The sequence below is a fragment of the Streptomyces sp. RLA012 genome (assembly GCF_056270325.1).
In genome coordinates this window covers 113,016-132,290 of sequence record NZ_JBWDPA010000002.1, presented here as the reverse complement: position 1 = coordinate 132,290, position 19,275 = coordinate 113,016, and the positions used below count along the sequence as shown (strand labels likewise).

Genomic DNA, 19,275 nt, shown 5'->3' with positions numbered 1-19,275 from the left:
CCCTTGAATGGGTGACGCCCGGCTTTGGCACCACCCGTGATGCTGGACGCAACGGCGTGGCCTCCGCCACGGCACCGTCATTCATCAGGAGGTGAGCGCCTCATGAACATGATGCGCGCAATACGCGCTCACCGACGCGGAGGCCCCGAACAGTCGGCCCACGAGACCGCACCGCGTCCCCAGCCCGGGCCCGGGCTGGGCGATATCGTCGTCGCGGTACGGGCCGCCTCCATCACCACGGGAGAACTTGCCCGGGACGCCACTTGGACCGACAGCTTCGACGGATCCGGGGGTGACAGGGCACCCGTCATTCCCGCGCACGAGGTGTCCGGTGTCGTGGCCGAGCGCGGAGCCGGTGTCACAGCTCCCGCCCTGGGCGCCAAGGTCTACGGACTCGTCCCGTTCCTGCGTGACGGAGGAGCCGCCGAGTACGTCGGCGCGCCGGCCGGGAACCTCGTCGCCGAACCGGCCCGACCGGACCACCGAAGAGACTCACTCGACTCCCTCCAGACCCGCGCCGCGTACGAGGCGCTCAAGAAGGAGCACAGCCGTGGCAAGGTCGTCATCCATGTCGCGGACGGACAGCCAACCGCAGCCCAGGGCGGTCGGGCCCGGTGCCCGTACGGGCCCGGAGCGCGGATACCGCGGCCAACTCCGGGCTGCTGTGACCGCGAGCGCGGCCCCGCACGGGTACACCCTGGCGCTATGGACCGCCACCGCGGTGACGTCGTCCGATCGGGGCGCCCCAGGGGCAGCCGAAGTCCTGGCGCTCCTTGCCGGGCGACGTTCACCTTCGTCGCGTTGGCCGCTGTCGCGCACGGCGGTGCCGCCGTGATGCCGGACAGGTCCGCCCCGGCCGGCACGCGGATCTGGGCGGCCTTCCATCTGCCCATGGCGGCTTGCGCGGCGCTGGTCAGCCTGTTGCTGACACGGTGTTGTTCAGGGCCCCTGCTGTGCGGGCTCGTCGGGACGACCACGACCGCCGTGCACCTGCTGGGTGTCAGCGCCCAGTTCCTCTGCTTTGCAGTTCGTCATGTCACCCGGAAGCCACAGACACTCACCCGTAAGAGGTCCGCCATGTCCCTCGCGCTCGACCCCGCCGCCCAGGACCCTCTGTTCCGGGAGGCACGGACCGCCAACACCGTCACCAACGAGTCGGTGAACGGACGACCAGATCGAGGCCATATACGACCTGGTCAAGTACGCCCCCACCTCGATGAGCCAGCAGCCGCTGCGTATCGTGCCGGTCCGTTCCGCCGAGGCGCGCGAGCGCCTGGCCGAGCACCTGTCCGAGGGCAACAGCAAGAAGACCGCGGCCGCCCCGCTCGTCGCCATCCTCGCCGCGGACCATGAGTTCCACGAGGAACTGCCCAGCCAGTTCCCGCACTTCCCACAGGCCAAGAGTCTCTTCGCCGAGCGTGCGGTGCGCGAGCGGTCCGCGAAGCTCAACGCGCTCCTCCAGGTCGGCTACTTCATCATCGGTGGCATACGCGCAAGTGGTCACTACCGTCTGATCGAGGGGCAACGGTCGGCCGGTCACGCGGTCACCACGCCGCCCGGACCGAACCCCGTCAACGCCAAGAGTGCCACGGTCACATCCGTACCTTGGCCCCGGCCGATCGCCATCCCGAGCAGCGCGGGATCGCTCGTCGTGGCCCCGGCAGCATGGCCCGGACTCCGGCCCATTCCACCCTTCATGAAATCCGCACACGCCGATCTGATGGTGATTCCGTCCGCCAAATGTGCCGGATGTCGCATCACTGAGGAATTGTCACGTATCCCGGGAAGGATGTAAGTTCCACGCATGATCAGAATTGCAGTGATCGGATTCATCGGGGCCGTCGCTATCGCCTTTGGCGCCGAGGCGTTGACCGTCTCACCCTGGTGGTGGCCGGCCGCCGTGTTGTGCGCGGCGATAGCCGGAGTCGGCACTCATGATCTGCTTCAAAGGCGCCATTCAGTCCTGCGTAACTATCCGGTACTGGGGCATATTCGCTTCATGCTGGAGTCGATCCGACCGGAGTTGCAGCAGTATTTCATTGAGCGAAATTACGATGGCCGTCCGTTCGACCGGGATGTGCGCAGTCTCGTCTACCAGCGCGCCAAGGGAGACGAAGCGGAGATTCCGTTCGGAACCGAGCGGAACGTCTACGCCCAAGGCTATGAATACTTCGAATCGTCGATCAGGCCATTCCCGGTCGCGATGGAGGAGCCCCGCGTCCGCGTCGGCGGCCCGGACTGCACCAAGCCCTACGACATGTCCTTGCTCAACGTCTCGGCGATGAGCTTCGGTTCGCTGTCCGCCAACGCCATCCTCGCCCTGAACCGGGGGGCCGCCCTCGGAGGCTTCGCCCACGACACCGGCGAGGGCGGCCTGTCGGATTACCATCTGCGCCACGGTGGTGACCTGGTGTGGGAGATCGGCACCGGATACTTCGGCTGCCGCACCGCGGACGGAGGTTTCGACCGCGCGCGGTTCGCCGAAAAGGCCGCTTACGACAACGTGAAATGCGTGTCACTCAAGCTGTCTCAGGGAGCCAAGCCCGGCATCGGAGGAGTGCTGCCCGGAGAGAAGGTCACCGCCGAGATCGCCCGGGTGCGCGAGGTTTCCGAGGGGCAGACCGTCATCTCGCCCCCGTACCACCAGGTCTTCAGCACGCCCCGGGAGCTGATCCGGTTCATCGCCGAAATGCGCGAGCTGTCCGGGGGCAAGCCGGTCGGCTTCAAGCTGTGTGTGGGCTCCCGGCGCGAGTTCCTGGCGGTGTGCAAGGCCATGACCGAAGAGGGCACTGCGCCGGACTTCATCATCGTGGACGGAGCGGAGGGCGGCACCGGAGCGGCCCCGCTGGAGTTCGCCGACCACCTCGGCAGTCCACTCACCGAGGGACTCATCACCGTCCACAACGCCCTGGTCGGCGTCGGCCTGCGGGACCGGATCAAGATCGGTGCCAGCGGCAAGGTGGCCACCGGAGCCGACATCGTCAAGCGCATAGTGCAAGGCGCCGACTTCACCAATTCGGCACGCGCCATGATGTTCGCCATCGGATGCATCCAGGCGCAGAGCTGCCACACCAACGCCTGCCCCGTCGGCGTCGCCACACAGGACCCGCGCCGCGCACGCGCATTGAACGTCGACGACAAGTCGGCCCGGGTCCACCGCTTCCAGTCCGCCACGGTGAAAAGCGCACAGCAGATCATCGCCTCGCTGGGCGTGAGCGAACCCGCCGAACTGCGCCCGCACATGCTGCGCCGGCGTGTGGACCCGGTCACCGTCCAGTCCTACGCGGAGCTCTACGACTGGCTGGCTCCCGGGCAGTTGTTGATGGAGCCGCCCGAGTCCTGGGCAGCGGACTGGAAGGCCGCCGATCCCGACCGCTTCAACGCATGACAAGTCTCGCGGCGAGCACACGTGCTTCCTGGGAACGCGGCATGAGCTGCCTGCGTTCGGTCGGCAGGGCTTTCGAGCACAGGTTCAGCACTGTTGCCGAACAAAGGAATTGACCGTTGCCGACCGACGGGTAGGCACCGGCGTCGCCGGGGGGCGGGGACCGAGGGGCGGATCTTCTTGTGCGGGTGCAGCCCGGCGATGCGGAACTTCCGCATGACGCGTTCGGCTCAGGAGCCGTCAATGCCCCATCAAGGTGATGGTGTTGCGGCTGCTGAGCACGCCGGACAGCACTCGATGGCGGTGGTCAAGGATGCCGAAGCCGGGGTTACGGCCACTCCGGTCCCCGCCCGCCTTCCGGCGCTCTGCCTCGGCCAGGATCTGACGGCACGGTTCGAGTGGGGCACGAGCTGGTCGAACTCCTCGCGCGTCATGCCGGTCAGGGTAGGATCGGTGAGCAGGAAGGATGCCTTGGCCGGGATCTCGCGGACTGATCTTGTAGTTCGCCTCGCCGTGGAACTCATCGCGGGCGACGCGCTCCATGACGGCCTTGCGTTCGGCCCTGATGAGTTTGCGGCCGGCGGGGTAGTCGTTCTCGTCCAGCGTGGCCTTGATGGTCGGTCCAGTGCGGGTGTGGGTGGCCGAGATGGTCTGTATCAGCACCTCGTAGCTCGTCAGGGGCCGGCCGCGGAGGCCGTGGGTGATGCGGGAGAACAGCCGGTGTCCGACTTCCTGGTCGCCTGTGCGACGCATCTCGGTTCTGGGACCTGTATGGCCAACTGTCTCTGAGCAGAATGCCAACCACCGTTGGGCAGCGGCCGCTCGCCACCTCCGGCGCTGCGCGCGCTGTGCCGGCTGGCGGACGCCCCCTCACTGTTCTCCGCCATCCAGTGGATCAAGCAGAGCCCGAACACCAGGCTCCTTGCCGGGCTCGCGGCCGAAGGCCACACGTTCAGCCACGAGCTTCTGGACGAGCTCCCGCCCAGCGCTGGAACCAGCGCTGCATCCGTCAACTCCTCGTCCACACCGGCGTCCTGGAGGAACGCAACGAGGACCTCGAACGCATCCCCGGCCGGCTTGAGTACGAGCTCGTGGACAGGCCGGCCACGCACGCCAACCTCGCCCGCCCATTCCTGCACTGGTTCCTGTTTCGGCGAGTACGCCAACGGGCCGCCACCCGCCGCCATTCCGCCTCCGCCGACCGGGACCCGCGGCGCCGCGGCGCCGCGTCAGCGTCGCCCTGGACTTCCTGGCCTGGATGGACCGACACGGCGTGGCCCGCGCCGGCCTCGCCCAGGAGCACATCGACGACTGGATCGCCGAAGCCACCAGCCAACGCCGCTATCTGATCCGCTACTTCCTGAAATGGACCACGAGCCGCCGGCTCACCCGTGAACTGACCGTCCCCAGAAACCGGGCCGCCACGGCATCCCGGTTCGCAGCGCCCGCAACGCGGCGCTCGCCGCCCTCGCTGCTGATGCCGAGGACCTGAAGCAACCACCCGGGGGTGGCGGCTGCCGGTGACGGCCACGATTCGTGCAGCGGCTGAGTTGATCGATAGGGTGCCAGGTCACGACCGCACCCCGTTCGATCCACGGGCCGGTCAGGGCTCCGCCGCAGTTGGTGGCACCTCCACGGCTGCCGTGCTGATCTCTGCCTGCCCGGGCCCTGGGATACGGGGGCGATCCTCACGGCGGGGCAGTCGGGCCCCGGCCGACGGGTCAGGAGGAACGAGTGGCACAGATCATCGCCGAGGTCTCACGGACGTTCAACGAGTTTCTGCTCTTGCCGAACCGGACTCGGACCGACTGCTCGACGCGACGGTTGACCTGCACACGCCCCTGGTGCGGCACATCGCGGGCGAGGCGTCGGCGATCGAGCTGCAGTCCCCGTTCACGTCCGCGATCATGCAGGCCGTCAGCACACCCGATCTCGCGATCGCGCTCGCGCGAAACGGTGGTCTTGGTTTCCTGCACCACAACCAGCCGATTCAGGACCAGGCCGCAGCGGTCCGCCAGGTGAAGAACTTCAAGGCCGGATTCGTCACCAGCGACACCAACGTCCGCCCCGACGACACCCTGAGCCTCCTGGTCGATGTCATGCGCCGCACCGGTCACAGCACCGCCGCGGTCACCCACGACGGGACCGCCACCGGCCGTCTGCTCGGCCTGGTGACCTCCCGGGACTTCCACCCCCGGCGCCATGATCTAAACGGACCGGTCAGTGGCCGGACCTCGCCCGCCGCGCCGACACCACCCCCCTCACCGCCCGACGCCGACTGGAGGCGCTGGTCGGCGACCAGGTCCTCAGACTCGCGACCGAAGTCGACCTCGCCCGGCTGGGCATCCGCACCGAGGCACTGTTGTGGATCACCGTCGCCCCCGGCGGCCTGGAAGAGACAGGCCGGCAACTCAGCCGCCACCCGCAAGTCCGCTTCGCCGCCGCCACCACCGGCCCGGCCAACCTCCTCGTGGCCGTCGCCGCCGCCGACCTCGACGCGCTCTACCACTTCCTGAGCGACACCGTCGGCGCCCTCACCCACATCTCCACCATCGAGGTCACCCCCATCCTGAGCGGGGTCAAAAGGACCGGTCTGGTCCGCCCCGGCAGCCTCTGAACCGACTGCACATGGCGACAACGTCACCGGCACCACAGCGACGCACACGTGACCGAGGGCATCTCGGCAGACATACCGCAGCCTTGATCCGTAGGGCGGGCCCGCCATGCCGGTGGGCCCACCCCGTTTCCGTCATGGACAACGGACGGGCGCTGCCGGAGGAGCGGGATCACCAGTGTCCGGCCGCGAAGTGAGACGCGCGTCGCACCCTGTGCGCTCAGTACGTCGAACCAGAGTTTCAGTGGGACGAGCGCGACCGTTGCCCGGCTCATCGCGGTGGCCGGACGAGCTGCCCACGATGTGGGGTGCGGTCAGGTGGACGGTGGTGTCGCGTGCTCGGTCAGGCGGCGTCGATGCGGTCGAGCAGCGCCCGAGCCTCGGCGGTGCGGCGATGGTCCGGGCCGAAGGAGGCCAGGCAGGCGTCGTGGGTGGCTGCGGCCCCGGTGCGGGCCTCGCTACCGCGGCCCAGCCCCAGGACGGCGGTGGCCACGGCCAGCTCGACGGCGCCGGTCTCCGAGCGGCACTCCTCCTCGGGCAGGCTGCGGCGCAGCTCGTCGGCGCGCTCAGCCTCGGCGAGAGCCGCCTCGTGCCGCGCCTGGCCGTTGAGGCTGCGGGCCAGGCCGAGCCGCAGGACCAGGGTGAGCCGGTCCGGTACGTCATGGGCGGCGAGGCCCTCGCAGGCGAGCGCCTTGGCCTCCGGGTGGCGTCCCTGCGCGTTGAGGGCGAAGATCAGTCCATTGCGGGCGGCCGCCGCACGAACACGCCGAACGGGACGATCTTCGTGGCAGTCCCGTTGAAGACATGACCTGTTTGATCAGCGAACCGCACGAGGGGGTCTTCCAGGAGAGCCTTCAAGGAGATCGTGACCTGGCCATTACGCGTCTCAGACGTGATCACCTCACCGGTGATCCGCTGGCCGGCCTCGACCGCATCCGAGGGGTGATTGATCCGGTCCCACGTCAGGTCGGGCACGCGGATGAACCCAGTGCAGAGCCCTTGGGGCTCGCCGTCGAGATGGACGAAGACCCCGAAGTTGTGAATCCCCGACACGGTCCCGAAGACGATCTGTCCAGGCTGAATGGCCATCAGGAAGGCGCGTAGCGCGGGATTCTCGCAGGCGCGGGCCGAGAGGTTCAGCTGCCCTCGCCGGCGTCCGATCTCCTCGGCTTCGATCTGCCGGCCGACCTCGAAGATCTCGGACGGGTGGTCAACGCGGCGGATCGACACTTCATGTTGGGGAATGCGGCCGACTTCGCTGCCCTCCTCGCCCGACTCCCAGAGGAGGACAAGGACGTCTCCTCCGTCGAACCCTGTGACCGTCATGCTCCTCACGGGACCCGGCCGGAGCTTGTTGAGCAGAGACTGCAGACGAGGATCGGGGTCGGACTCGGACATGGGCGGAGCTTAACTGGACCAGCTGTCCAGTTGGTTCAGAGAAGCGGTGGCCCTGGACGAGGAAACGGTGCCGACCTCCAGAACGCGATCGCCCGGACACGGGACTCGGCCGCCGACCGCACCACCCGAGATGCCGCCAGTCCGGCGTGCGGCTGCGTATGCACGTCGGTATGCGGCAGGGCCTGGCGCAGACTTCTTGGCCGGAGCGGGCACTGGCCGTCGGCACGCAAGGAGGCCCGGTCCGTCACCACGGGGGGAGTGACGGACCAGGCCTGAGGTCCACCGTGCCACAACCGTTCCCGACACGCGCAGTCTCCGGGCGAAGTCGCCGCAGGCGGGGGGCACGCCCTCGGCGGAGCAGGTGAGTTGTGCGCGGGCCTGCAGCAGGGTGAGGACGGCGACCGCGTATGCGCGGGATCGGTCCCACACGCCGAAGCAGTCGGCACGCAGCTGGTCGAACTCCTCGTCCCGGCCGGGCTGGACCCGGATGCCACTGCCGCGGCAGAGGAGAAGGTTGGCCCGGCGGCTCGCCTCCGGGCTCAAACCGCGGATCAGGGGCAGCGGGTCGTCCGGGCCGCCTAGTCGGAGGTCGGGCCCGGGCGGTGGGATCGCCCGCCGGATGCCGGGGTACGTGGCGTTGACGGTGTTCACCCACCACCGGGGCACGAGGCCGCCGGGCAGGGTCCGCGGCTGCGGCAGGCGACTGGGAGGCCGCTACCCGTCGGCCCGCCGGGCGAGCAGCTTGCGGGTCGCGCGCAGCGAGGCGGCGTCGTGCGCCTTGCTCAGGACCACAGCGACCCGGAGTTCGCGGTCATGAGCCTTGTACTGGGGCGTCAGCACGTACGCGTGGAGCCGGCGCTGGTAGTCGGCGGGCTCGAAGCCGTCACGGTTTGGCCTCGTGGGGCTCCTGGACTCCCGGACGTCTTCGCCTCGTCCCCACGCCGGTCGGCCGCCTGAGCTTGGGCGAGCTGAGACGCGAGTCGTTCGGTGGCTGTCGGCCACGGGCTCCCCACCACGATCGCCCTTCCCGCGTCTGCGTCCGACGTCCTCTCAGCCGGGCCCCTGGAGCAGGCGCAGGACGCCGACGACCTTCCCGAGAATCTGTGCGTCGTCGCCGCGGATCGGTTCGTAGGACGGATTGCGCGGCATGAGCCACACCTGCCCGTCCTGTCGGCGCAGCACCTTGACCGTGGCCTCGTCTTCCAGGAGCGCGGCCACGATGTCCCCGTGATCGGCGCTGTCCTGCCGCCTGACAGTCACGATGTCGCCGTCGCAGATCGCCGCGTCGATCATGGAGTCGCCGGAGACCGGAAACCGACAGGTTCCCGAATCCCTGGAGGGGATCGAGCGTGAACCTGTTGGTCCTCTCGGGGCATCGGCGGGGTTGTGCGACGGGTTCAGCGACTTCGCGGGGCATTCTCGAGTATCCGGTGTCGGCGGCTGATGCGCCGTCAACGGCGAACTGACCAGCCGGTGAAGCCCGCTGAAGTACTAACAGCCCAGCGAGCGGCGCCGCCAGTAGACGAACCTCTCCAGTGGGTCGCTTCCGTGCTCGCCCACCAGCAGGCCACTGCCCTGAGCACAGGACGACAGAAGGCCAAGCCTTACGCCGTTGCGCTCCTCGACGCCCTACCGCGGGCGGAGCGGCGCGCGGCTGCCTACGATCCGGCAGATGTCACAGGTCCGTGATACGGATCCCGACGTGCGCCTTGTAGCGGCGGTTCACCGAGATGAGGTTGGCCACGAGGGCCTCGACCTGATGGGCGTTGCGCAGTTTGCCGGCGTAGATGCCGCGCATGCCGGGGATGCGGTCGATGAGTGCCTGCACGGTGTCTGTGTCGGCGCGGTCATCCCCGAGGACCAGGACATCGGTCTCGATCGACTCGATTCCGGGGTCGGTCAGCAATGTGGCTGACAGGTGGTGGAACGCGGCCGTGAGCCGGGCTTCCGGTAGGAGAGCGGCGGCCTGCTCGGCAGCGCTGCCCTCGTCGGGGCGGAGGGCGTAGGCCCCCCTGGAGTCGAAGCCGAGAGGGTTGACGGAGTCGATGACGAGTTTGCCCGCCAGGTCCTCGCGCACTTCCTTGAGGGTGGCCGCGTGCCCCTCCCAGGGCACGGTGACGATCACGATGTCGCTGTGCCGTGCGACCTCGCGGTTGGAGTGCCCGGTGACGTTGAAACCGAGTTCGGAGGCCGTACTCCGGGCGCGCTCGGGTAGCCGGGAGCCGATGGCGACCGGTTGTCCGGCGCTGGCGAGGCGGTAGGCGAGGCCACGGCCCTGAGGCCCGGTACCTCCGATGATGCCGACGGTCTGCTGGGCGATGTCGAGGGTCTCGGAGCCTGCTCGTACCGGCTGGGGTGCGGTGATCGGGGTGTCGGTGGAGCTCACGGTTCGTATTCCTTTCCAGGTGGGTCTAGCGGTGGGACGTCGAGGGAAGCTCGACGGCCGACTCGAAGACGGCGCGGGTGTATCGGCCGACACCGAGTCGGTGGGCGAGCCGGAGATCGTCGAGAGTGTCGACGTCAAGACGGACGCTGGGCGCCTGCAGGTCGGTGATCTCGACTGCTCCGCCGCGTCGGTGACGGCGGCGGGAGCCCTGCTCGAAGGCGGGGTTCAGCCATCGCGGGCGGCTTGCCGAGAGCAAAGTGGTGCCCTCTCCCCTGTGATCCGCGAGGAACGCCTGGTCGTGGGTGGCTGCCGATGCCAGAACGTCGTTCAGCTCGGTGCTCCGCAAGGCCGGCAGATCGGCGGTAAGAACAGCGATGGGACGCCTCCCGGCCAGCGTGTCCGCGTAGGAGGCCGCCATACGGATTGCTGCGTTGAGTCCGTATGACGGGTCGTAGACGACCGTGGCTCCTAGGGAGTGTGCCTCGGCGCCCGCTTCCCGATCGCCAGTCACGACGATGACGTGAGCGACGTCGGTGGTGCCGAGCACGGCTTCCAGGGTGTCTCGGAAGAAGGCGTGCGCGAGCTTCTCGCGTGATGTTCCGGGCCAGGCGGCCAGGCGGCTCTTGGCTCGGTGAAAGGGCTTGACCGGCAGCACAATCGTCCAGTTGACAGCCATGGCGTTCACTCCGTCTGCGGGGCACTGGGCGTCACAGGGTGCGAGGTGGCGTCCGTCAACGGCAGCAGCTCCGGCAGATGCCCGTCGGAGGCCTCCGCCGCCTTCTGCCGTTCCTCGGACACCTCCCCGTACAGGGTCGTGCGCGGCCGTGCGGGGCGGCCCGCTGCCTCCGCCACCGCGATCAGGTCCTTCACGGACTTGTACGAGCCGTACGACGAGCCCGCCATCCGCGAGATCGTCTCCTCCATCAGGGTGCCGCCCAGGTCGTTCGCCCCCGAGCGGAGCATCTCGGCCGCGCCCTCGGTGCCGAGCTTGACCCAGCTGGTCTGGATGTTCGGCACCCAGGGGTGGAGCAGCAGGCGTGCCATCGCCGTGACCGCCCTGTTGTCCCGCATGGACGGGCCCGGGCGGGCGATGCCGGCCAGGTACACCGGGGCGTTGGTGTGGATGAAGGGGAGCGTCACGAACTCCGTGAAGCCGCCGGTGCGTTGCTGGATTCCGGCCAGCATGCGCAGGTGGCCCAGCCAGTGGCGCGGCTGGTCCACATGGCCGTACATCATCGTGGAGGAGGACCGGAGGCCGATCTCGTGCGCGGTCTCGATCACCTCGATCCAGGTCGCCGTCGGCAGCTTGCCCTTGGTCAGGATCCAGCGGACCTCGTCGTCGAGGATCTCGGCGGCCGTGCCGGGGATGGAGTCGAGGCCGGCATCCTTGGCCGTCGTCAGCCACTCGCGGATGGACATGCCGGTGCGGGTCGCGCCGTTGACGACCTCCATCGGGGAGAAGGCGTGCACATGCATGCCGGGGACCCGCTCCTTCACCGCGCGCGCGATGTCGAAGTACGCCGTCCCGGGCAGGTCCGGATGGATTCCGCCCTGCATGCAGACCTCCACCGCGCCGACCTCCCAGGCCTGCTGGGCGCGGTCGGCGACCTGGTCCAGGGACAGGGTGTAGGCGTCGGCGTCCGTGCGCCGCTGGGCGAAGGCGCAGAACCGGCAGCCCGTGTAGCAGACGTTGGTGAAGTTGATGTTCCGCGTGACGATGTACGTGACGTCGTCGCCGGCCACCGACTTGCGGACGTCGTCGGCCACTTGGCACAGGGCGTCCAGGGCGGGCCCGTCCGCGTGCAGCAGGGCGAGGGCCTCTTCGTCGGTCAGGCGGGTGGGGTCGTCGGCGGCGACCCGCAGCGCCTGCCGTACGTCCGTGTCGATGCGCTCGGGCACCATGCCGGGGGCGGCCGCCTCGCGCAGGGCGCCCCAGTCGCCGTAGACCTCGTCGAAGTCGTCGCGGCGGTCGGACGAACGGCCCTCGGTGTCGATCGTGGCGTGCAGATCCGTGCGGCCTGACGGGACGAAGACCTCCTCCGGCTCCTGCCAGGGCAGTCCCCGCGGCAGGGCGTCGGGGCGGGCAAGGCCCGTCTCCGGGTCCGCGAGTGCCGCCACGTGGGGCCGCAGCCGCGGATCCAGCCAGGGCTCGCCGCGCTGCACGAACTCGGGGTACACACAGAGCCGTTCCCGCAGCTCGAAGCCGGCGGCGCGCGAGCGTTCCGTGAGCTCCTCGATCTGCGGCCACGGGCGCTCGGGGTTCACATGGTCGATGGTGAGCGGGCTGACCCCGCCCCAGTCGTCGATCCCCGCCCCGATCAGGCGCTCGTACTCGCTGTCGACCAGGTTCGGCGGGGCCTGGATGTTGGCGGCCGGGCCCATGATGAGGCGGGCGACGGCCACCGCGGCGACCAGCTCGTCCAGTTCCGCGTCAGGCATGCCGCGCATCGCGGTGTCCGGCTTGGCGCGGAAGTTCTGGATGATCAGTTCCTGGACGCTGTGATACGCCCGTGCTGTGCGCCGGAGCGCGAACAGGGACTCCGCGCGCTCCTCGTACGTCTCCCCGATCCCGAGGAGGATGCCGCTCGTGAAAGGCACCGACGAACGCCCGGCGTCCTCCAGGACCCGCAGCCGTACGGCGGGCTCCTTGTCCGGGGAGCCGTAGTGCGGTCCGCCGGGCTCGGACCAGAGCCGCTCGGCGGTCGTCTCCAGCATCATGCCCATGCTCGGCGCGACGGGCTTCAGCCGCTGGAAGTCTGTCCAGGACAGCACGCCCGGGTTGAGGTGGGGCAGCAGGCCCGTCTCCTCCAGGATGCGGATGGAGATGGCCCGGACGTAGGCGATGGTGTCGTCGTAGCCATGGGCGTCAAGCCACTCCCTGGCCTCCGGCCAGCGGTCCTCGGGCTTGTCGCCGAGGGTGATCAGCGCTTCCTTGCAGCCCAGCGCGGCGCCCTTGCGGGCCACGTCCAGGACCTCGTCCGGGGACATGAACATGCCGTGACCGGCCCGGCGGAGCTTGCCGGGCACGGTCACGAAGGTGCAGTAGTGGCACTTGTCCCGGCACAACCGGGTGAGGGGGATGAAGACGCTCTTCGAGTACGTGATGACACCGGGACGCCCGGCCTGTTCGAGGCCCGCGTCCCTGACCCGGGCGGCGGACGCGGTGAGGTCGTCCAGGGCCGGGCCGCGGGCCTGGAGCAGCACCGCGGCCTCGGAGACGTCGAGGGCGACGCCGTCCCGGGCACGTTTGAGAGCGCGACGCATGGAGTTCTCGGTGGGGCCGGTGGGCGCAGTCGCGCTGTCGGAGTCGGCCATGCTGCTCAAGGGATTCCTCTCGGATGGCATCAGTGGGTGGTGTCAGGCGTGCGCAGCCTGTCCGACGAACCACTGAGAGGGCGGTGCGTGAGTTGATGTCCGTTTCCGGGCGAGGTTGGGGGCAGGGGTCTGGCTGCGCGGCAAGCGGATCGGGGGCGCATCGCCCGCAAGGGCGTCGAGTCCAGCGAACGCTGAGGGCGACGCCGTTGGGTCATCGAGCGGGCGATGTGCGCCACGAGGCGCTCTGTTGGTGAGCGCCATGGCCCCTCTTCGGATCTGAACCAGCTGTGCCGCGTCAGTGCTCCTGGGCCGCCGGCTCCAGAACGAAGACCGGGATCTCCCGGTCCGTCTTCTTCTGGTAGTCGGCGTAGTCCGGGAATGCCTCGACGGCGCGAGCCCACCAGACGGTCTTCTCGTCCCCGGTCACCTCGCGTGCCACCATGTCCTGGCGCACCGGGCCGTCCTGAAGCTCCACCCGGGGGTCGGCCACCACGTTGTGGTACCAGACCGGGTGCTTGGGGGCTCCTCCCATGGAGGCGACGGCGACGTAGGAGCCGTCGTGCTCCACCCGCATGACCGGGGACTTGCGGATCTTGCCGCTCTTAGCGCCCAGGGTGGTCAGGATGACGACAGGCAGGTCCCGCCCCGCCTCCGGACCCATCAGCTCGTTCAGCGTCAACCCTTCCGTACCGCCGGAGCTTTCGTACAGCTCCACCTGGTCACGTACTGGTTGCATCGCGCTCGGCTCGTACTCGCCTTTAAGTGGCATGTCGCTTATCTCCATACTGTCGAAGAGTTTTCGTTTGTACTAGTTCCGGCCGAAACCGGCCGCGAGCTGGGTGTGTCCGCACCGCAGGTGGGCCAGCACCGGCAGAGCCTGCCGGTCCGCCGGGAGCCGACGCCATCGGGTACCGAGCTCACGTCGCCGGGCAGCCAGCAGGCGGGACAGGAACCGAAGGGTCGAGCTGGACAGATCCAGCCCCGCCGGGTGACAGGCGCATGAAGCTCCGGGCGGACCTGTTGCTCTTGGTCGACAACCCATCTACCAGGAGCTTCACCTCTTCCCGAACGCGGCCCCCACACCAACTCACGCCACCGTCAGCCGGGTTGGCAAAGGCTCAGCGGTGCGAAGCGATCCCTTATCCGTGTCACTAGCGTATCGAATATATCTAGAGTTGCAACACTGGAGGATCAGTTAATGAGGCACCCGTAGCGTTCACGTATCCTCTACAAGGGAGCCGGGTAGCGAACCAGACAGGAGACAGACATGGGCCGAGCACTGCGGGCAGATGCCGAGCGCAGTGTGCGCGCGATCCTGGAGGCGGCCGAGCAGGTCCTCGCCCAGGACGCCGGTGCTTCCATGGAGCAGATCGCCGAGGCGGCGGGGCTGACGAGGATCACGGTGCACCGCCGGTTCGCGAGCCGGCAGGCGCTGCTGGAGGCGCTCGCCGTCTCCGCGAAGCAGCAGATCATCGACGCGATCGAGGAAGCCCGGCCCGACTCCGCCCCCGCGCTCGTGGCGCTGTACCGGGTGACCGCGAACGTACTGCGGGTCAAGAACACCTGGCGCTACACCCTCAGCCACGCCACGGCCCATACCCCCGCCGCCGCGGTCGCCCTCTGGGCCGAGATCGACGCGCACACCGTGAAACTCCTGACCCGTGCGCAGGGAGAGGGAATACTCGCTCCGGACGCGGACCTGGAGTGGACGCGGCAGGTGTACTACGCCCTCCTCAACGAAGCCCTCAACAGGCCCGGCGCCGATCAGGATCCAGCAGCGCAGGACCCGGACACCCTGGCCGCGCTCGTCATCGACACCCTGCTGCATGGCGCAGGACCGCGAGGCTGAGTCACGGCTGCTCGGCACATGCGTAGTTACCGGAAGAGTCCTGCGTTTTCCGTGATCCAGTCGGGAACGGAGCGGGCGGGCCGCCCGAGCACGGCCTCGACGGTCGAGGTCGTTTCGGTGCTGGCGCCCGACGCAAAGGCCTCGACGTCGATGCCGAGGAGGATTCCGACGATCATGTCGGGCAGTCCGAGTGACAGCAGCAACGCTCGCTGCTCGTCGGGAGTTCGATGCGTGTACTTCACCGTGCGCCCGATCGCCAGCGAAAGGTGCTCCGCGATGGCATCCATGCTCAGCCCGCCAGGCCCGGTGAGGTGGTAGGGCCTGCGTACCGAGCCACTCGCTGCGCCGCTCAGGATCAGACGGGTTGCCACATCTGCGACATCGCGCACATCAATGAGGTTCGCGGGCACAGTTCCAGCGGCTCCTCCCCACAGGTTGTTCTTGATGAGGTTCGCCTGGGCGCCGATGACTGCACTGAACGTCGTGGGTCGCAGCAGGCTGTAGCCGATGTCGACCTTGCTGAGGTGGTCCTCAACCTGCAGGTGCCAGTCGATGGGGTGCATGCGGGAAGGCCAGGCCCACGTACTCACCTTCACCACATGCTCGACTCCGGCGTGGACGGCTGCGTCGATGAGCGCTATCTCCTGATGAGCTTGGTCATCGGAACTGCCCAAGGAGATGACCAGCACGCTTGCGCCGTCAACAGCGGACGCTATCGAGCCGGCGTCCGCGTAGTCGATTTGGCGGCTCGTGGTCCGGGCGTCGGCGGTCTCCGGATCTGACGGTGTCCGGCTGAGTGAACGTACCGCGGCTCCTGCGTCGGAAAGTCCCTCGACGATCCCGCGGCCGACCCGTCCTGTCGCGCCGGCGACGGCAACGAGCCCCTGCTTTGATACTTCATTCATATCGGCATCTGCATTCTCTTAGTGGTTACGGCTTGGGCTGGGCGCGCAGTGCGCCGACCCCGGCAACAACGGCTGACATGGCTACCGCTGCCGCGAGGACGCTGGTGCGTGGGGCAACGTCCCGTCGGATTCCCGAAGAGACAAAGGCGACGGCATCGACCGCATCCATCACGGCGTTCAGCTTCAGGAACGCCCGGGGATCGGTGACCGTGTCGAGCCGCAGCAGCCCCAGCCCCAGAGCGGCATTGCGGATCGCGAACATCCGCCCGTACGCGACGCCGGGAGTCCCTCGCATCTCCATCCCGAAGATCTGCGCGACGGCGCCGGGAGTTGCCAGGTGGCTGGCGGCGACAACGAATCTGCCGGTGGTCAGCAACTTGAGCCAGACGGACGGCGCTATCGGAGCAGGCGGGGAACTCGCCATGCGAGGACTCGCTTTCGTCGGGTCGGCTGGAGGCGCAAGCATCTCAACTATAAGAACACTAGTCACTAGGATTACGCAAGTTACTAGTGGCCTGCTACCTTGGTGCCAGCCAGGATTTGCGGAAGGAGTAGCTGTGACTGACGAAGTCGACCCGTACTGCCCGTACTTCAGTGCCGCGATGGACACACTGAGCAAGCGATGGGCCGGGCACGTGCTTCGCGCGCTGGTGCCAGGTCCGATGAGGTTCAACGCGGTGGCGTCGGCCATCCCCTCACTGACCGAGAGCACCCTGTCGCAGCGCCTGAAGGAACTCGAGAGTGCAGGATTGATCGATCGAGCGGTCTATAACGAACATCCCGTGCGCGTCGAGTACGCGCTGACCGACAAGGGCCGCGCGCTAGGCGATGTGCTGCTGCAACTGAACGGCTGGGCGCTGGAATGGATCACCCTGCCCAACGGGACGACGTCGCAGTGACGACTGGGGCGCCATCGCCTTGATGCGATACAGGAGCGGAGGGTGGCGCCTCGCTCCGCGTGCCCCCCCCGCCGGATGCTGGAGATGTGCTCGTCAGTCAGCCTTTCCCAGCCTCAGGTCCGCCCGCTGATCGCGTGCCATATTCGCCTCCCCCCGCCTACGGGGCGATGGGGCCGTTGTTCTTGTCCGGGTGTGCCGACAGGACGTAGCGGGTGGCGGAGAGGTTGGACAGGCCGAACAGGTCCATCAGCCGGACGGGGTCGGCGCTGTGGCGCGCCTCGTCGACGATTCGGTCCACGCGCAGGCGGCCGGCCGGCAGGCCGACTCGTTGGAAGAGCTGCTGGACCACGCCGGCGCTGATGGGCGGGCCTGAGTCGTCGACGGCGGTGTTGCGGGTGACGAAGAGGTGGGGATTGGAGCTGTCGGGCCAGCGCCAGTAGCGCTGGACTTCCCATGCTGTGGCCAGGCGCAGGGTGAAGGCGTCGAGGTAGATGACATGGTCCATGTGTCCCGTCCGACGCAGGCGCAGTCGGCCCTTGCTGCGGTCGAGGTCGGTTCGCCGGAGGTGGACGAGCTGTCCGGGGAGGAGGGCGTAGATGGCGACGAGGGCAACCATGAGGCGGTCGCGGGGGGCGTCGAGGCGGTCGAGGAGGCCGGCGATGCGGTCGGAGGGCAGCGCGGTCGGCACGGTTTGGTTGCTGGTGAGGGAGATGCTGCGGGCCGGATCGCGGAAGGTGAGGCGTTCGCGCTTCAGGGCCCTGAAGAAGGAACGCAGCGCGGTGTGCAGGCGGCGGGCCTGGTCGCCGCGGAGCGGGGCCAGGGCGTCCTCGACGTGCTTCTTGGTGATCTCGCGGGGATCGGTGAGCCCGTCGGCGATCCACGCTTCGAGGATGTCCAGGATGGCGGCCACGTAGTTCTCGACGGTCTTGGGGCTGCGGGCCCGGCTGGTGGTACTTCCCTGGCCGAGGAGTACGTCGATGAAGGTGTGCACGGCTGCGGCGAAGGCCGGGTGAGTGATGGCGGTGGCATGGTGCCGGGCGCGGGCGATGCAAGGTTCGCTGGGCGATTGGGCGTCGAGCAGGCCGCGTAGGCGGAGGTAATTGATGACGCGGGCGCCTTGGAGGTTCGCGAACGTGGAGGCCAGGGCCCGGATGTCGCTCTCCCGGATGGGAAGGTCAGCACCGAGGTGTCCGGTCACGATGCGCAGGGTTCGGACGCTGCCGCTGAAGGAGTCGGTGTTCCACCCACGGCCGCGCATGTACGCGGTGAAGTCAGCAACCAGGTTGGCCGCCGTCGGGGTGAGGGCGGGCGGGCTGCTCGTGTCCAGGCGGGTCCAGTCTCGGGGCGGGGTCGGGAAGAGTTCCAGCTGGTCGGGGGCGAGGAGGTACTCGGACGATCGGCGTGCGGTCTCGGCCCGGGCGCGGGCGCGGCGGCGTTTGAGGGCGAAGCGGCCTTGGAGAGCTGCGGTGCCGGGCAGCAGGCGTCCGACGGCCAGCCCGGCGGCGTGGGGGCGGGCGAACCACAGCTGGTCGCCGTTCTTCATCGCGATCTGGGCGGTGTCGACCTCGGTTTCGGCGACGACGATCCGGCACATGCGGCAGATCCCAGCGCTGAGCATCAGCGTGCGGTGGCAGCGGTCGCATTCGGCCTCGTGGCCGCCGCGCTTGCGCATCTCGGAGCACCAGCTGGCGCACGGCACACACAGGACCCGGCGATCGTTCGCCCAGGCCAGACAGTGTGCGCACTGTCCCCGCAGCTCAGGGTCCCGCTGCCCACCCTGGCGGGTGGGGCCGGTTCCGCGCGGCGGGACCACCCGGCGCGGTGGGGGCGGTGCGAGGAGACCGGCACGGTCCAGGGCCTGTCCGAGGATCGGACCGTTGTAAAGGAGGTCCTTGAGGGCCTCGCTCGCAACCAGGTGCTGGTCAGGGTCGCGGGCGGCCAACGCCAGGCGGGCGAAGCCTTCGAGCCGCCAGATCCACATGGTTCGGGCGCGTACCTGGCGCTCGTCCGCCATCTGCTGCAGTTGCTCGGAAACGGCGTCGAACCCGGGAATGTTCCGGTCGCTGATGCGGGCCGCGTGGGTGCGGGCGAACTGGCGGGCCGGGGTGGGGAAGAGACCCAACTGTCCGGGAACTTGAACAGGGCAGATCCGGGGATCGTCCTGAGCTGGCTCGGGAAGCCTGGCCCGTAACCACGGGGGGATGGCCGATCGCCGCCCGGACTTGGCCTGGGGCATCCGCACCGGCCTCGCGTCGGGCAGCGCGACCCCGTCGATGTCCAGGGTGAGCTGACGCGGCCGACCCGAGGCGAGAGCTTCGTCGTGGAGCTCGCTCCAGGCCCAGGGATCGTCCTCTCCAAGGCGGACACCCAGCAGGCAAGGCGCACACACGCCCGCCCGCGTCACCGGCACGGTCCATGCGCAGCGGCGGCACGAAGCCTCGCTCCAGCCGTCCCTGCCCGAGGACACGCGGATCCACGCCCACGCGCACCGAGGGCACATGGCCCTGCCGTTCACCGCCCCCCA

The 19,275-nt window shown here is 68.7% G+C and carries 16 protein-coding genes and 5 pseudogenes; 8 read left to right on the top strand and 13 right to left on the bottom strand.

The genetic code is table 11. The annotated features are described in order from the left end of the window. Window positions 1-39: 39 nt before the first annotated feature. The 3 genes and pseudogenes from RV986_RS00835 to RV986_RS00825 form a co-directional block, all read left to right on the top strand. A pseudogene (locus RV986_RS00835) lies at window positions 40-450 on the top strand (alcohol dehydrogenase catalytic domain-containing protein); the annotation flags it as partial. Window positions 451-1,077: 627 nt separating this feature from the next. Further along, window positions 1,078-1,501: pseudogene (locus RV986_RS00830) on the top strand (malonic semialdehyde reductase); the annotation flags it as partial. A 303-nt stretch (window positions 1,502-1,804) separates the two neighbouring features. Beyond that, a complete protein-coding gene (locus RV986_RS00825) occupies window positions 1,805-3,388 on the top strand; it encodes an FMN-binding glutamate synthase family protein (protein ID WP_475915525.1) in 1,584 nt (527 codons plus the stop codon). Between the two features lie 249 nt (window positions 3,389-3,637). On the opposite strand, the pseudogene RV986_RS00820 reads toward RV986_RS00825, so the two are convergent. Continuing rightward, window positions 3,638-4,168 (bottom strand): annotated as a pseudogene (locus tag RV986_RS00820) (ISAzo13-like element transposase-related protein); the annotation flags it as partial. A gap of 475 nt (window positions 4,169-4,643) precedes the next feature. Here RV986_RS00820 and RV986_RS00815 point away from each other — a divergent pair. From RV986_RS00815 to RV986_RS00805, 3 genes and pseudogenes are all read left to right on the top strand, one after another. Next, window positions 4,644-4,877: a hypothetical protein gene (locus tag RV986_RS00815; protein WP_475915524.1), complete on the top strand. Its 234-nt coding sequence runs from the start codon at window positions 4,644-4,646 to the stop codon at window positions 4,875-4,877. Between the two features lie 28 nt (window positions 4,878-4,905). Continuing rightward, window positions 4,906-5,445 (top strand): annotated as a pseudogene (locus tag RV986_RS00810) (IMP dehydrogenase); the annotation flags it as partial. 302 nt (window positions 5,446-5,747) lie between these two features. Then, window positions 5,748-6,002 carry an Lrp/AsnC ligand binding domain-containing protein gene (locus tag RV986_RS00805; protein ID WP_475915523.1) on the top strand — a complete coding sequence of 85 codons (255 nt, stop codon included), beginning with the start codon at window positions 5,748-5,750 and terminating at the stop codon, window positions 6,000-6,002. Between the two features lie 340 nt (window positions 6,003-6,342). Here RV986_RS00805 and RV986_RS00800 read toward each other — a convergent pair whose 3' ends face one another. The 9 genes and pseudogenes from RV986_RS00800 to RV986_RS00760 form a co-directional block, all read right to left on the bottom strand. Then, window positions 6,343-6,492 carry a hypothetical protein gene (locus RV986_RS00800; protein ID WP_475915522.1) on the bottom strand — a complete coding sequence of 50 codons (150 nt, stop codon included), beginning with the start codon at window positions 6,490-6,492 and terminating at the stop codon, window positions 6,343-6,345. A 239-nt stretch (window positions 6,493-6,731) separates the two neighbouring features. Beyond that, window positions 6,732-7,397 (bottom strand): S1 RNA-binding domain-containing protein, encoded by a 666-nt coding sequence (locus tag RV986_RS00795; protein ID WP_475915521.1) that lies wholly within the window; start codon window positions 7,395-7,397, stop codon window positions 6,732-6,734. A 714-nt stretch (window positions 7,398-8,111) separates the two neighbouring features. After that, window positions 8,112-8,237 (bottom strand): hypothetical protein, encoded by a 126-nt coding sequence (locus tag RV986_RS00790; protein WP_475915520.1) that lies wholly within the window; start codon window positions 8,235-8,237, stop codon window positions 8,112-8,114. A 210-nt stretch (window positions 8,238-8,447) separates the two neighbouring features. Further along, entirely contained in the window at window positions 8,448-8,741 is a 294-nt protein-coding gene (locus tag RV986_RS00785; protein ID WP_475924145.1) for a LexA family protein, read from the bottom strand. A 331-nt stretch (window positions 8,742-9,072) separates the two neighbouring features. Beyond that, a complete protein-coding gene (gene npdG, locus RV986_RS00780) occupies window positions 9,073-9,762 on the bottom strand; it encodes an NADPH-dependent F420 reductase (protein WP_266945182.1) in 690 nt (229 codons plus the stop codon). Window positions 9,763-9,808: 46 nt separating this feature from the next. Next, complete coding sequence (cofC, locus tag RV986_RS00775; RefSeq protein ID WP_475915519.1) at window positions 9,809-10,459, bottom strand: 2-phospho-L-lactate guanylyltransferase; 651 nt, start codon at window positions 10,457-10,459, stop codon at window positions 9,809-9,811. 5 nt (window positions 10,460-10,464) lie between these two features. Continuing rightward, window positions 10,465-13,098, bottom strand: coding sequence for a bifunctional FO biosynthesis protein CofGH (locus RV986_RS00770; RefSeq protein WP_475924144.1), 2,634 nt, complete (start codon window positions 13,096-13,098; stop codon window positions 10,465-10,467). 295 nt (window positions 13,099-13,393) lie between these two features. Further along, complete coding sequence (locus RV986_RS00765; protein ID WP_266944908.1) at window positions 13,394-13,867, bottom strand: nitroreductase family deazaflavin-dependent oxidoreductase; 474 nt, start codon at window positions 13,865-13,867, stop codon at window positions 13,394-13,396. Between the two features lie 48 nt (window positions 13,868-13,915). Then, window positions 13,916-14,140 (bottom strand): annotated as a pseudogene (locus RV986_RS00760) (hypothetical protein); the annotation flags it as partial. A 225-nt stretch (window positions 14,141-14,365) separates the two neighbouring features. Here RV986_RS00760 and RV986_RS00755 point away from each other — a divergent pair. After that, a complete protein-coding gene (locus RV986_RS00755) occupies window positions 14,366-14,947 on the top strand; it encodes a TetR/AcrR family transcriptional regulator (protein WP_266944906.1) in 582 nt (193 codons plus the stop codon). Between the two features lie 26 nt (window positions 14,948-14,973). Here the strand turns inward: RV986_RS00755 and RV986_RS00750 are convergent, their stop codons facing one another. Both RV986_RS00750 and RV986_RS00745 read right to left on the bottom strand, forming a co-directional pair. Further along, complete coding sequence (locus tag RV986_RS00750) at window positions 14,974-15,852, bottom strand: NAD(P)H-binding protein (RefSeq protein WP_475915518.1); 879 nt, start codon at window positions 15,850-15,852, stop codon at window positions 14,974-14,976. A gap of 25 nt (window positions 15,853-15,877) precedes the next feature. Beyond that, complete coding sequence (locus RV986_RS00745) at window positions 15,878-16,228, bottom strand: hypothetical protein (RefSeq protein WP_475915517.1); 351 nt, start codon at window positions 16,226-16,228, stop codon at window positions 15,878-15,880. Window positions 16,229-16,409: 181 nt separating this feature from the next. Between RV986_RS00745 and RV986_RS00740 the strand changes: the two genes are divergently transcribed. Beyond that, window positions 16,410-16,751, top strand: coding sequence for a winged helix-turn-helix transcriptional regulator (locus tag RV986_RS00740; protein ID WP_266944899.1), 342 nt, complete (start codon window positions 16,410-16,412; stop codon window positions 16,749-16,751). Window positions 16,752-16,908: 157 nt separating this feature from the next. On the opposite strand, the gene RV986_RS00735 is transcribed toward RV986_RS00740, so the two are convergent. Further along, entirely contained in the window at window positions 16,909-19,140 is a 2,232-nt protein-coding gene (locus tag RV986_RS00735; RefSeq protein WP_475915516.1) for a site-specific integrase, read from the bottom strand. Window positions 19,141-19,275: the final 135 nt, after the last annotated feature.